This is a genomic window from Streptomyces sp. NPDC001532, assembly GCF_040298625.1.
Lineage (GTDB): Bacteria > Actinomycetota > Actinomycetes > Streptomycetales > Streptomycetaceae > Streptomyces.
On sequence record NZ_JBEPAL010000004.1, the window covers coordinates 235472 to 249904 of the forward strand.

Genomic DNA, 14433 nt, shown 5'->3' on the forward strand with positions numbered 1-14433 from the left:
GCCTATCCGCCCGCGGTGACAGCCCGATCGTGCGGTTCGTCACCGGGCGGCTCCTCCCGCAGCAGCCGTTCCAGGTCGGCCCGGTCCGGAAGGGCGGGCCGCTCGACCTCTCCGCTGCGCACGTACACGAACGCCGCCGTGACCGACTCCAGCGGAACGCCCTGCTGCTCGGCCCAGCCGAGCCGGTACAGGGCGAGCTGGAGGGGGTCGGCGGTGCGGTCGCGGCCGGTCTTCCAGTCGACGATCTCGTACGTCGCCTCCTCGCCGTCGCCGTCCCGGTAGACGGCGTCGATACGGCCCCGTACGACGCGGCCGGCGACGGTGATCTGGAACGGGGCCTCCACGCGGTACGGCGTGCGGCGGGCGTACTCGGTGCGTTCGAAGGCGTCCTTCAGGGCTTCCAGGTCGCGTTCGTCGGCGATCTCGGCGTCGGCGCCGGGCAGCTCGTCCGGCTCCAGCATGGGCAGGGTCAGCGCCTCGAACCGGGATTCGACCCAGGCGTGGAAGCGGGTGCCGCGGCGGGCTCCGGGCTGCGGCGGGCGGGGCATGGGGCGGGCCAGTTCCTGCGCGAAGCCGTCCGGGTCGGCGGCCAGCCGCAGCAGCTGGGTCGCCGTCAGCGAGGCGGGCAGGGGCACCTCGGTGACGCTCTCCCGGGCTCGCAGCAGCTCTCCGGTGAGGGCGTCCAGGTCGCGGTCCCAGGAGGCGACGATCCGGGCTTCCTCGGGGGTGAGACGGGGCTGTCCGGGCACGCCGGGGCCGGGGCCCGGGCCGGTCGCCTGGTGGGGGACGCTCGGGGGACGGGTGGTCCAGGAGTCCCAGTCGGCGGGGTCCTCGCCGTCCTCATGGGTGATCGCGTCGTCCTGGTGGGTGATCGCGTCGTCCTCGCCCTCGAACGGCACGCCGTCCTGGTACGGCACGTCGTCGTCCTCGTACGGCGTCTCGTCATACAGCTCGTCGTACGGGAACGGGTCCTCCTCCGGGGGCGGGGGCCATTCCGGGTCGTCGTGGGCGTCGGGGTCGTGGGTCGCCGTGGGCCGGTCGTCGGCGGTGGCGAGGGCGTCGAGGTGGGCGAGGACCGTCTCGGCGGCCGCGCGGCGGCGGGCGAGGGCGGTGTCGTCCAGGGGCAGGGGCCAGGCCTGGTCGGCGGAGCCCCGGAGCAGGGCCGGGTTCTCCTCGTCCTCCGCGGGAGCGTCCGCCCAGACCTCGATCTCGCCGTGGCCGGCCGCGCAGTGGTCGTACAGGGCCTGGAGGAAGTCGGAGGGGCCGCGGGGCTTCTTCTGGCTGGGGCCCCACCAGTGGCCGGAGCCGAGCAGCAGGGAGCGCGGGCGGGTGAAGGTGACGTAGCCGAGGCGCAGTTCCTCGGTGTGCTGGTGCTCCTTCATCGCCTCGTGGAACGCCTTCATGCCGCGGGAGTCCCAGGCCTCGACGTCGGGCAGGGTGTCCGCGTCGCCGCGCAGCTCGTGCGGCAGCACCTTGGCCTGGGCGGTCCACTTCTCACGGCCCTGGGCGCTCGGGAAGGTGCCGGTGACCAGGCCCGGGACGGCGACGACGTCCCACTCCAGGCCCTTGGACCTGTGCGCGGTGAGCACCTTGACGGTGTTCTCGCCGCCGGGCAGGGCGTTGTCGAGGCCCTTCTCGTACTGGGCGGCGGTGCGCAGGAAGCCGAGGAAGGCCAGCAGGGAGGCCTCGCTCTCGTGGGCGGCGAAGGAGGCGGCGACGTCGAGGAAGTTCGACAGGGTCTCGCGGCGGCGGGCGGCCAGGGCGTGCGGGGACGCCGACAGCTCGACCTCCAGGCCGGTGACGGCGAGGACGCGGTGCAGCACGTCCATGAGCGGGTCGGCCAGCGAGCGCCGCAGGTCGCGCAGCTCGGCTGCGAGCCGGGCGAAGCGCACGCGCGCGTCCGGCGAGAAAGGCAGCCCGTCGTCGTCCCCGCCGCCGTCCAGGGGCGTCTCCAGGAAGGTGTCGAGGGCGTCCGCGAGCGATATCACCTCGGCCGGGTCGACGCCCTCCACGGCCTCGGCGAGCCGCCGGTCGGGGTCGTCGTCCGCCTCCACGCGCGCGTGGGAGACGAGCAGCCGGGCGCGCCGCCCGAGCAGGGCGAGGTCGCGCGGGCCGATCCGCCAGCGGGGGCCGGTGAGCAGCCGGACCAGGGAGGCGTTGGCACCCGGATCCTGCAGGACCTCGCAGACGGCGACCAGGTCGGCGACCTCGGGCAGGTGCAGCAGCCCGGACAGGCCGACCACCTCGACGGGCACGTCCCGGGCGACCAGCGCGCCCTGGATCTCGGCGAAGTCGGTCGCCGTGCGGCACAGGACGGCGATCTCGCCGGGTGCCTTGCCGGTGTTCACCAGGTGGGCGATGGAGTCGGCGATCCAGTCGATCTCCTCGGCGTGGGTGGGCAGCAGGGCGCAGCGGACGACGCCGTCCCGTTCGGCGCCGGGGGCCGGGCGCAGGGCCTCCACGCCCGCGTGCATGGCCCGCAGCGGCTCGGCGAGGCCGTTGGCGAGGTCGAGGAGGCGGCCGCCGCTGCGGCGGTTCTCGCTGAGCGCCTGGCGGGTGGCGGGGCGGCCGTCGGCGTGCGCGAAGTGGTCGGGGAAGTCGTCGAGGTTGGCGACGGAGGCGCCGCGCCAGCCGTAGATCGCCTGGCAGGGGTCGCCGACGGCGGTGACCGGGTGGCCGGTGCCGCCGCCGAACAGGCCGGCGAGGAGGACGCGCTGGGCGACCGAGGTGTCCTGGTACTCGTCGAGGAGCACCACGCGGAACTCGTCGCGCAGCAGGCGGCCCACCTCGGGCACCCGGCCGAGGCGGGCGGCCAGGGCGATCTGGTCGCCGAAGTCGAGCAGGTCCCGCTCGCGTTTGGCGGCCCGGTAGCGCAGCACCAGGCCGGCGAGTTCGCGGCGGGCGGCGGCGGTCTCGGGCACCTTGCGCAGGTCGGCGTTGGTGAGCTTGGCGCCCTGGAGGGTGCGCAGCAGCTCGGCGTCCCAGGCGCGCAGGTCGTCGGCGTCGACGAGGTGCTCGGCGAGTTCGGAGTCGAGCGTGAGCAGGTCGCTGACGAGGTCCGCGAAGGAGCGGGTCAGCGCGGGGTAGGGGCCGGGCGCCTCGCGGAGCACCCGCGCGGCCAGCTGGTAGCGGGTGGCGTCGGCGAGGAGGCGGGAGGTCGGTTCCAGACCGATGCGCAGGCCGTGGTCGGTCAGCAGACGGCCCGCGAAGGCGTGGTACGTGGAGATCACCGGCTCGCCCGGCGGGTTGTCCGGGTCGACGGGGTCGGGGTCGGTGACGCCCGCCTTGATCAGTGCCTTGCGGACGCGCTCGGCGAGTTCACCGGCGGCCTTGTTGGTGAAGGTGAGGCCGAGCACCTGCTCGGGTGCCACCTGGCCGGTGCCGACCAGCCACACCACGCGGGCGGCCATCACCGTGGTCTTGCCGGAACCGGCGCCCGCCACGATCACCTGCGGAGCCGGCGGCGCGACGATGCAGGCCGTCTGCTCCGGGGTGAACGGGATGCCGAGGAGCTCTTTGAGCTGCTCGGGGTCGGTGATACGTGCGGGCACCTCAAAGAGGCTAGCGGCGGCCACCGACAGTCGACGCCGGATCATCCGCCCGGTCGGTGGAATCGCAGGTCAGCGGGGGTGGTGCGGCTCGTCACACCGGCGGCGGCGTCACTCCACCACGTGCCGGCCCTCCGGCCGCGCGCTGCACGACGCCCGGAACGCGCAGTGCGCGCAGTGCTGCCCGGTGGTCGGCGCGAACCGCTCGTCGAGCACCTTGCCGGCGGCCGTGGCGAGCAGGTCGCCGACCCACTCCCCCGCCAGCGGCTCCTGCGCCTGCACCTTGGGCAGTGTCTCCCCGCCGTCCCGCTTGGCGGCGCCCTGGCGCAGCTGGACGAGTTCGGCGCCGCCCGGCTCGGGGCGGACCCCGTCGAAGGCGTCGTCGACGGCGCCCTCGCGGACCGCGAGCTGATAGACGGCGAGCTGGGGGTGGCGGGCCACCTCGGCCGCGCTGGGCGCCTGCTTGCCGGTCTTGAAGTCGACGACGTAGGCGCGGCCCTCGGCGTCCGCCTCCACGCGGTCCATCTGGCCGCGGATACGGACCTCGTAGTCGCCCGCCTCCAGGGTGACGTCGAAGTCGTGCTCGCTCGCCACCGGGGTGCGCCCGGTGCGGTCCATGACGTGCCACTTCAGGAAGCGTTCGAGCGCCACGCGCGCGTGCTCCTTCTCCTGCGCCGACTTCCAGGGCGCGTCGAAGGCCAGCGCGTCCCACACCGAGTCGAGGCGTTCCATGAGGACGGCGAGGTCCGCCGGAGTGCGCCCGGAGGCGACCTCGTCGGCGAGGACGTGCACCACGTTGCCGAAGCCCTGGGCGGCGGTGGCCGGTGCGTCGGCCTTCACCTCGCGGCCGAGGAACCACTGCAGCGCGCAGGTGTTGGCGAGCTGGTCGAGGGCGCTGCCGGAGAGCACGACGGGCTGGTCGCGGTGGCGCAGCGGCACCTTGCTCTCGGTCGGCTCGAACATGCCCCACCAGCGGTAGGGGTGCGCGGACGGCACCAGCGGCCGGCCGTCCTCGTCGGCGAGCGCCGCTAGCCGGGCCAGCCGGCGGGCGGCGGCCTCCCGCAGGGTGTCCGACACCCGCGGGTCGACGGTGGTGGCGCGCAACTCGGCGACCAGCGCGGCGACGGCCAGCGGACGGCGCGGGCGGCCGGTGACGTCCTTCGGCTCGACGCCGAGTTCGGTCAGGAACCGGGAGGGCTGGTCGCCGTCGTCGGCGGGGGCCTTCACCGCGGTGACGACGAGCCGTTCCCGCGCGCGCGTGGCGGCGACGTAGAACAGGCGGCGTTCCTCGGCGAGCAGCGCGCCCGGGGTGAGCGGTTCGGCGAGTCCGTCGCGGCCGATGCGGTCGGCCTCCAGCAGGGAGCCGCGGCGGCGCAGGTCCGGCCACAGGCCCTCCTGGACACCCGCCACGACGACGAGCCGCCATTCCAGGCCCTTGGCACGGTGGGCGGTCATCAGTCGCACGGCGTCCGGGCGCAGCGCCCGCCCGGTGAGGGTGTCGGCGGCGATGTCCTCGGCCTCGATCTGCTCCAGGAAGTTCAGGGCGCCGCGCCCGCCGGTGCGCTCCTCGGCGCGCGCCGCGGTCGCGAACAGCGCGCAGACGGCGTCCAGGTCCCGGTCGGCGTTGCGTCCGGCGGCGCCGCCGCGCCGAGCGGCCCGCTCCAGGCGCGAAGGCCAGGGTGTGCCCGTCCAGAGGTCCCACAGCGCCTCCTCGGCCGTGCCGCCGCCCGCCAGGCGCTCGCGTGCCGTGCGCAGCAGCGCGCCGAGGCGCTGGGCACCGCGCGCGTACGCAGGGTCGTGCACCACCAGGCGCTCGGGTTCGGCGAGCGCCCGGGTCAGGAGTTCGTCCGAGGGCGGCGGTACGGGGTTGCCCGCGGCGCGCTCCTCCTCCCGCAGGGCGCGTCCGAGGCGGCGCAGATCGGCGGCGTCCATGCCGGCGAGCGGGGAGGCGAGGAGGGTGAGCGCGGTCTCGGTGTCGAGCCAGCGGGCGGACTGCTGCGGGGCGGTGGACGCGGGGGCCTCGGCGGCGGCGGCGTCGGCGGCGGTGGCGGCGTCGGCGGCGGTGGCGTTGTCGGCGGCGGTGGCGTCGGCGTTGTCGGCGGCGTTGTCGGCTGCGGCGACGCCGGCGACCTCAGCAGTGGTTTCGGCAGCGGTATCGGCGGTCGTTTCGGTGGTGGTTTCCGCGGTGGTCTCACGACTGGTCTCGGCGGTGTCCTCGGCGGCGGCGCCGTCCGCGGCGGGCCGCCCCCCGGCCTCCGCCGTCGCCACCGCGCGCAGGGCCGTCAGCAGCGGCGCCACCGCCGGCTCGTGCCGCAGGGGAAGGTCGTCGCCGTCGATGTCGAGCGGGACGCCCGCGGCGGTGAGCGCGCGGCGGACCGTCGGGATGGTGCGGGAGCCGGCGCGCACCAGGACGGCCATGTCGCGCCACGGAACGCCGTCCTCCAGGTGGGCGCGGCGCAGGATGTCGGCGATGTTGTCCAGCTCGGTGCCGGCCGTCGGATACGTGTACACCTCGACCCGGCCGCCGTCCCGCTCCGGTGCGAGCTCGCGGTGGGCCCGGACCTTCTCCGCCGGGAGGCGGGTGAGCGGCATGCGCCGGGTCAGCAGCCGGGTGGCGGCCAGCAGTGCGGCGCCGGAGCGGCGGGAGGTGCGCAGCACCTCGACCGGCGCCGGGCGGCCGTCCACGCGCCGGAAGGCGTCCGGGAAGTCGAGGATGCCGTTCACGTCGGCGCCGCGGAAGGTGTAGATCGACTGGTCGGGGTCGCCGAAGGCGACGAGGGTGCGGCCGCCGCCCGCGAGGGCGTGCAGCAGCCGCACCTGCGCGGGGTCGGTGTCCTGGTACTCGTCCACGAACACCGCGTCGTACTGCTCGGCGAGCCGCGCGGCCACCTCGGGACGGTGGGCGAGCAGCACCGCGCGGTGGACGAGTTCGGCGTAGTCGATGACCCCTTGCAGGTCGAGGACGTCGAGGTACTCGGCGAGGAAGGCGGCCGCCGCCCGCCAGTCGGGGCGGCCGATGCGCCGGGCGAAGGCGTCGAGGGCGTCCGGGCCGAGGCCCAGTTCGCGGCTGCGGGCGAGGACCGCGCGGACCTCGTCGGCGAAGCCGCGGGTGGTCAGGCAGGACCGCAGCTCGTCCGGCCAGCGCACATGGGCGAGCCCGAGGCGTTCCAGGTCGGGCTGGCCGGCCAGCAGCTCGCGTACGGCGACGTCCTGCTCGGGGCCGGACAGCAGCCGCAGCGGCTCGACGAACAGGTCGCTGTCCTGGTGGGCGCGGACCAGGGCGTAGCAGAAGGAGTGGAAGGTGGTCGCCCGGGGCGCGCGGGCGGCGCCGATGCGCAGGGCCATGCGGTCGCGCAGCTCGACGGCGGCCTTGCGGCTGAAGGTGACCACCAGGAGGCGTTCGGGGTCCGCGCCGCGGGCGATCCGAGCGGCCACGGACTCCACCAGCGTGGTGGTCTTGCCGGTGCCCGGGCCGGCGAGGACGAGCAGCGGTCCGGACCGGTGGTCAACCACGGAGCGCTGTGCGGCGTCCAGAAGAGGGGGGTCGGGCCGGGCCGGAGGGGTACGCACCAGTCGGTAAGCGCCACGGTTCCCCTGTCGCACCGCCGGGTGCGACAGGCGTCGGGTGGAGGAAGAGGAGCTCACGTGGTTCGCCGGTCCTGGTGGGTGTGCTGGTGGGCCGACCGTCCTGCGGGGACGGCGGTGGCCGCGGGGTGAGGGGGACACGTGGAGGCGACGGTACGCCGACGGGCAGGCCGGAAGCAGAACTTCCGGTTGTTCCCTCCCGGCTCACCGGGCCCGTGCGTCTCCAGCCTCTCGAACGTACGTCATGTCGCGGACGTGCTGTTTTTCCTCCGTACGGATCACGGGTCTCCCGCGGTCGCGTCCGATGGCGGAAGCTGTCAGGTGTGACCCTTGTCGCGTTCGCCGCCGTCCCACCGCGCGCGTCTCATGTCGATGCGCGGCAGATGGCCCTCGGCGGCCCGGCTCGCCTCCCTCAGCGGTGTGCCCTCCTCCCGGTATCGGGCCAGGGCCTCCTGCTCGTGGCCGGGGAGCAGCTGCCCGTCCGCGCGGACGACCCGCCACCAGGGGACGGCACCTCCGTAGAGCGCCATCGCGCGGCCCACCTGGCGCGGACCGCCGTCCTCCAGCCATTCCGCGACGTCGCCGTAGGTCATGACGCGACCGGGCGGGATCATCTCCGTCACGTCGAGAACCCGCTCGGCGTAGTCCGGCAGGGCGTCGGTGTACTCCGCGCGGGCGTCCTCGGGAAGGCGGCTCTCCTCGCTCATCCGCCCATCCTGCCGCATGCCACCGACACCGTGACGCGCTCGCGACGGAGCGTGACCCTCGCCCCGCGGCGGTGCTTCGGGCAGACTGTGCGCCCCCGCATTTGCACCCTGATGCCCCCGTGTGTCGGTGGAGCATGCCACCATCGTGCGGGCGGTGACTGGTGATACGAGATCAAGAAGAGACGATGAAGCAGCAGGGCGTGCACCCGGAGGGCGCGGACAGCACCTCTGATGTCTCGTCGCGCCCGGACACCGCCGACGCGGCCGACACCACCGACGCGACCGACACGGCCGACACCGGGACGGAAGGCGCGGGACCCGGCGAGCGAGAAGCCGGCCGCACCGGCAAGCACGGCGAGGGCCGCACCGACAATCACGGTGAGGGCCGCACCGGCGGGCGCGCCTCGGGCGGTCCCGCCGACGACGGCACCGCCGACGACTCCCGCGACCCGGACACCTCCGCCGAACGCGACCCCGACACTCCCACCGACCGCGACCCCGACACTCCCACCGAAGCGGTCGAGGGCGACGAACCGCTGCTCCCCGCGCGCGTGCACCGCCCGTCGGACCTGATGCGGCTCCTGGTGGGGGTGCTCGCCGTCGTCGTCCTGCTCGCGATCGCCGCGTTCGCGCACGGCACCACCTCAGGCCTCGAACAGGACATCAACAAGGGCACCGGCCAGGCCCCCGACCTGCTCATCAAGATCGCCGGGCTCGCGTCCAGCATCGCGATCCTGCTGGTGCCGGTCGCCTTCGCGATCGAACGGCTGATCAAGCGGGACGGGCTGCGGATCGCGGACGGCGTGCTCGCGGCGGTCCTCGCGCACGGTGTGACCCTGGCCACCGACCTCTGGGTCGCCAAGGCCGCCCCGGACTCCATCCAGGAGGCCCTGACCCAGCCCTCCCCCGGCGACATCACCGCACTCACGGACCCGGTGCACGGCTACCTCGCGCCCGTCATCGCCTACATGACGGCCGTCGGCATGTCCCGCAGACCGCGCTGGCGCGCGGTGCTGTGGATCGTGCTGATGCTGGACGCCTTCTCGATGCTGGTCACCGGCTACACCACACCGTTCTCCATCATCCTGACGGTGCTGATCGGCTGGACCGTGGCCTACGGCACGCTGTACGCGGTCGGCTCGCCCAACGTCCGCCCCACCGGCCGGACGCTGATGGCGGGCCTGCGGACCGTCGGATTCCACCCGGTCAGCGCGGCCCGCGAGGAGACGGCGGACGCGGCGGACGGCGGCGACCGCGGCCGGCGCTACTTCGTCACCCTGGAGGACGGCCCACCGCTGGACGTCACGGTCGTCGACCGGGAACAGCAGGCCCAGGGCTTCTTCTACCGGGTCTGGCGCAATCTCACGCTGCGCGGCTTCGCCACCCGCCGCAGCCTCCAGTCGCTGCGCCAGGCCCTGGAGCAGGAGGCGCTGCTCGCCTACGCCGCCATCGCGGCCGGCGCCCACGCGCCCAAGCTGATCGCCACCTCCGAACTCGGCCCCGACGCCGTCATGCTCGTCTACGAGCACACCGGCGGACGCACCCTGGACTCCCTCGCCGACGAGGAGATCACCGACGATCTGCTGCGCAACACCTGGCACCAGGTGCGCGCGCTGCAGTCGCGGCGGATCGCGCACCGCAGGCTCGCGGGCGACGCGATTCTGGTGGATCGTTCCGGCACGGTGATCCTCACCGATCTGCGCGGCGGCGAGATCGCGGCGGGCGATCTGCTGCTGCGGATGGACGTCGCCCAGCTGATGACGACGCTCGCGCTGCGGGTGGGCGCCGACCGCGCGGTGGGCTCGGCGGTCGGGGTGCTCGGCCCCGACGCGGTGGCGGACTGCCTGCCCATGCTCCAGCCCATCGCGCTGACCCGCTCCACGCGCGCGACGCTGCGCCGGCTGGCGCGGGAGCGGGCCGAGCGCGAGCGCGAGGCGGTCCTTGAGGCCTCCCGGCAGGCCAAGCTGGCCCGTGCGGAGGCGGCGGGCCATGAGGCCGAGGCGGCCGCCGAGAAGCCGGGCAAGAAGGCCGTACGGGCACAGGCCCGGGCGGAGAAGCGGGCCCTGGACGAGGCGCTGGACGAGGCGCGCGAGGAGGACCTGCTCACCCAGATCCGCCACGAGGTGCTGCTGATCAGGCCGCAGGCACCGGTGGAACCGGCCCGTCTGGAGCGGGTGCGGCCGCGCACGCTGATCAGTTTCATCGCCGGCGCCATCGGCGCGTACTTCCTGCTGACGCAGCTCACCCACATCGAGTTCGGCCCGCTCATGGCCAACGCCGAGTGGGGCTGGGTGGCGGCGGCGGTGCTGTTCTCGGCGCTCAGTTACGTCGCCGCCGCGATGAGCCTGCTGGGCTTCGTGCCGGAGCGGGTGCCGTTCCCGCGGACCGTGGCGGCGCAGGTCGCCGGATCGTTCGTGAAGATCGTGGCGCCGGCCGCGGTGGGCGGGGTCGCGCTCAACACCCGCTTCCTCCAGCGCGCGGGGGTGCGGCCCGGGCTCGCGGTGGCGAGCGTCGGCGCCTCGCAGCTGTTCGGACTCGGCTGCCACATCCTGATGCTGCTGTCCTTCGGCTACCTGACGGGCACCGAGAAGACACCGTCGCTGTCGCCGTCCCGGACCGTGATCGCCGGTCTGCTGACCGTGGCGGTCCTGGTGCTCGTGGTGACCTCGGTGCCGTTCCTGCGGAAGTTCGTCGCCACGCGCGTGAGGTCGCTGTTCGCGGGAGTCGTGCCGCGGATGCTGGACGTGCTCCAGCGGCCGCAGAAGCTGCTCACCGGCATCGGCGGCATGCTGCTGCTCACCGCCTGCTTCGTGATGTGCCTGGACGCGTCGATCCGTGCCTTCGGCGACGAGACCACCTCGATCAGCATCGCCAGCGTCGCCGTGGTCTTCCTCGCGGGCAACGCGCTCGGCTCGGCGGCACCCACCCCGGGCGGCGTCGGCGCCGTCGAGGCGACCCTGACGGTCGGTCTCATCGCCGTCGGCCTGCCCAGCGAGGTCGCCGCCCCCGCGGTGCTGCTGTTCCGGCTCCTGACGCTGTGGCTGCCGGTCCTGCCGGGCTGGCTGGCCTTCAACCAGCTGACCCGCAAGGGCGCGCTCTAGGCGCGCGATAGCCGGCCTCGCGACCGCGCACCCCGTTCCCGAACAGCCGCGCACCCGCGTAACCCGTCCACGCGTACCTCGTACCGGCGCACCTCGTACCGGCGCACCTCGTACCGGCGCACCTCGTACCGGCGCACCTCGTACCCGCGTACCTCGTACCGGCGCACCTCGTACCCGCGTACCTCGTACGGCCCGCGCCCCGAGCGCCCCGCCTGGGGCCGCCGCAGGATGGGATCATGCCGAATCCCTCCGTGCTGCGCGCCGCCGCCCTGACCGTCTCCGCCCTGCTGCTGACCCCCGCTTTGGCAGCCTGCGGCGACGACGCCGAGGACGGCAACGGAGACCTGACGAAGCAGAAGCTCAGCTGGAAGGACTGCCCGGCCCCGTCCCAGGCGGAGGGCGGCGGTGCGGCCCCGTCGCCGCTGCCGGACGGCCAGGAGTGGCAGTGCGCCACCATGAAGGTGCCGCGCGACTGGGACGACCCCGAGGGCGAGACGATCGGACTGGCGCTGATCCGGGCGACGACGAGCGGCGCCGCGAGCCGCCGCATCGGCTCCCTGATCTTCAACTTCGGCGGCCCCGGCGGCTCGGGCGTCACCACGCTGCCCGCCTTCGGCGGCGACTACGAGACCCTGCGCACCCGCTACGACCTGGTGAGCTTCGACCCGCGCGGGGTCGGCCGCAGCGCTCCCGTCCTGTGCGAGAACGACCAGCAGCTCGACGCGTACTTCCAGCAGGACGCGACACCCGACGACGCGGCCGAGCGCGCGGAGCTGGTGGAGAACGTGGAGGGCTTCAACGCGGCCTGCGAGCGAAACTCCGAGAAGATGCTGCCGCACGTCCTCACCACGGACGCGGCCCGCGACATGGACCTGATGCGCCAGGTCCTCGGCGACGACGTACTGCACTACTTCGGCATCTCCTACGGCACCGAACTCGGCGGCGTCTACGCCCACCTGTTCCCGAAGAAGGTGGGCCGGGCCGTCTTCGACGCCGTCGTCGACCCGACGCAGAGCCCGGAGCAGGGCGCGCTCGGCCAGGCCAAAGGGTTCCAGCTGGCGCTCGACAACTTCGCCGAGGACTGTGTGTCCAAGGCGGAGGAGTGCCCGATCGGGGACACCGCCCAGGACGTCAAGGACCGTATCGCCCGGCTGCTGAAGGACCTCGACAGCGACCCCATCGACGGCGTCTTCCCGCGCCGGCTGACCGAGACCGCCGCGACCAGCGGCATCGCGCAGGCGCTGTACTCGCAGGAGTTCTGGGAGTACCTGACCGAGGGCCTGGAGCAGGCGTACGACGGGGACGGACAGATCCTGATGCTGCTGTCCGACTCCCTGAACGGGCGCAACGCCAACGGCGAGTACAGCAATCTCGTCGCGGCCAACGTCTCCATCAACTGCGCCGACGACAAGCCGCGCTACACCCCTGAGTACGTCGAGCGGAAGCTGCCCGAGTTCCGGGCCGCCTCGCCGCTGTTCGGGGACTACCTCGCCTGGGGCATGGTCAGCTGCACCGACTGGGCGGTGTCGGGCGCCGTCGACCATCCCGACGTGGCGGCGCCGGGTGCGGCGCCGATCCTCGTCGTCGGCAACACCGGTGACCCGGCGACGCCGTACGAGGGCGCCCGGAAGATGGTGCGGGCACTGGGCGGCGATGTCGGTGTGGAGCTGACGTACAAGGGGCAGGGGCACGGCGCGTACGACAGCGAGAACAAGTGCGTCCGCGACGCGGTGGACGGCTATCTGCTGAACGGGAAGGTGCCGGCCGCCGGCACCGTCTGCGGCTAGGGGTCGTCTCGCGAGGCACGGCGAACTCGCAGATCACGGGGTTGTCCACAGGCTCGGACGGGCTCGCCGGCTTCCGCCTACCATGGCGGGACAGCCATTCCGCAGGCGAGATGCGGAGGCCTGCGAGGGGGGATCTGTCCATGGCTCGATTCGTACGGTGGGCGGCGCTGGGTGCCGCCGCCGCGCTGCTGGTGTCGGCCTGCGACTCACCGGGGGACGGCAGCTCCGACGACAAGACGGAGAACTCCTCCGGTCCTTCGGGTTCCTCGCTGACCGGGCAGAAGCTCGACTGGGGCGACTGCGAGGCGACCGCGGACGGCCCGGCACCCGGCGACGAGTGGCGGTGCGCGACGCTGAAGGTGCCGCTGGACTGGTCGAAGCCCGAGGGCGAGACGATAGGCGTCGCGCTGATCCGCGCCGAGGCCACCGGCGACGACCGCATCGGCTCGCTCCTGTTCAACTTCGGCGGCCCCGGCGGCTCGGGGGTGTCGATGATGCCGTCGTACGCCTCCACCGTCTCGGCGCTGCACGAGCGGTACGACCTGGTGAGCTTCGACCCGCGCGGAGTCGCCGCCAGCGAGGGCGTGCGCTGCCGCGAGGACGAGGACATCCAGGCCGCCGAGGAGAAGGTGGACGCCACCCCGGACACCCCGGCCGAGGAGAAGGCGTACCTCGACGACGCCGCCGACTTCGGCAAGGGCTGCCAGAAGGCCGCCGGGAAGCTGATGGCGCATGTCTCGACCACCGACACCGCGCGCGACATGGACCTGATGCGCCAGGTCCTCGGCGACGAGAAGATGCACTACTTCGGCATCTCCTACGGCACCGAACTCGGCGGTGTCTACGCCCACCTGTTCCCGGAGAAGGTCGGGCGGATGGTGCTGGACGCGGTCGTCGACCCGAGCGCCGACACCGTGGGGCACGCCAAGAACCAGACGCTGGGCTTCCAGCGCGCGCTCGAGGACTACCTGGAGTCCACGGGCCAGGACCCGGAGCAGGGCACCCGCGAGATCGCGGACCTGCTGGACCGGATCGACGCGGAACCGCTGCCGACGTCCTCCTCCGGCCGCGAACTCACCCAGACGCTCGCCGTGACCGGGATCGTGCTGCCGCTGTACAGCAAGGCCGGCTGGCCGAGCCTGACCAGCGCCCTGGAGGCCGCCGAGGAGGGCGACGGGTCGGAGCTGTTGGCCCTCGCCGACGGCTACAACGAGCGCGACGCGTCGGGGCGGTACGGCACCACGACCCACTCACAGCGCGTCATATCGTGCCTGGACGACCGCCAGCGCCCGACGCCCGCGCAGACGAAGGCGCTGCTGCCCGAGTTCGAGAGGATCTCGCCGGTCTTCGGCGCGTTCCTGGGCTGGGACACCGCGGGCTGGTGCCACGAGTGGCCGGTCCCCGGTCAGCACGACACCCCGGAGGTGAGCGCCCCGGGCGCCCCGCCGATCCTCACCGTCGGCAACACCGGCGACCCGGCCACCCCCGTGGAGGGCGCCCGCAGGATGGCCGACGAGCTCGGCAAGGACGTGGGCGTGGTCCTCACCTGGAACGGCGAGGGCCACGGCGCCTACGGCAGCGGCAGCTCATGCGTCGACTCCACGGTGAACACCTACCTCCTGAACGGCACACCCCCGAAGGACGGCAAGACCTGCTCCTGAACGCCGACGGGGGCCCCGCACACCGTCGGTGCGCGGAGCCCCCG

At 73.8% G+C, this 14433-nt stretch carries 6 protein-coding genes; 3 read left to right on the forward strand and 3 right to left on the reverse strand.

Annotation, left to right across the window (positions count from 1 at the left end; translation table 11 throughout):
* Window positions 1-2: 2 nt before the first annotated feature.
* The 3 genes from ABT232_RS06765 to ABT232_RS06775 form a co-directional block, all read right to left on the reverse strand.
* Window positions 3-3551 carry an ATP-dependent helicase gene (locus ABT232_RS06765; RefSeq protein WP_351836850.1) on the reverse strand — a complete coding sequence of 1183 codons (3549 nt, stop codon included), beginning with the start codon at window positions 3549-3551 and terminating at the stop codon, window positions 3-5.
* Window positions 3552-3659: 108 nt separating this feature from the next.
* Window positions 3660-7193 (reverse strand): ATP-dependent helicase, encoded by a 3534-nt coding sequence (locus tag ABT232_RS06770; RefSeq protein WP_351836853.1) that lies wholly within the window; start codon window positions 7191-7193, stop codon window positions 3660-3662.
* A 257-nt stretch (window positions 7194-7450) separates the two neighbouring features.
* Window positions 7451-7840 (reverse strand): MGMT family protein, encoded by a 390-nt coding sequence (locus tag ABT232_RS06775; RefSeq protein ID WP_351836856.1) that lies wholly within the window; start codon window positions 7838-7840, stop codon window positions 7451-7453.
* Between the two features lie 185 nt (window positions 7841-8025).
* Here ABT232_RS06775 and ABT232_RS06780 point away from each other — a divergent pair, with 185 nt between their 5' ends.
* The 3 genes from ABT232_RS06780 (at window position 8026) to ABT232_RS06790 (ending at window position 14389) form a co-directional block, all read left to right on the forward strand.
* Window positions 8026-10941, forward strand: coding sequence for a lysylphosphatidylglycerol synthase transmembrane domain-containing protein (locus ABT232_RS06780; protein ID WP_351836857.1), 2916 nt, complete (start codon window positions 8026-8028; stop codon window positions 10939-10941).
* Window positions 10942-11177: 236 nt separating this feature from the next.
* Window positions 11178-12728 carry an alpha/beta hydrolase gene (locus ABT232_RS06785; protein ID WP_351836860.1) on the forward strand — a complete coding sequence of 517 codons (1551 nt, stop codon included), beginning with the start codon at window positions 11178-11180 and terminating at the stop codon, window positions 12726-12728.
* Between the two features lie 140 nt (window positions 12729-12868).
* Entirely contained in the window at window positions 12869-14389 is a 1521-nt protein-coding gene (locus ABT232_RS06790; RefSeq protein WP_351836863.1) for an alpha/beta hydrolase, read from the forward strand.
* The last annotated feature ends 44 nt before the right edge of the window (window positions 14390-14433 follow it).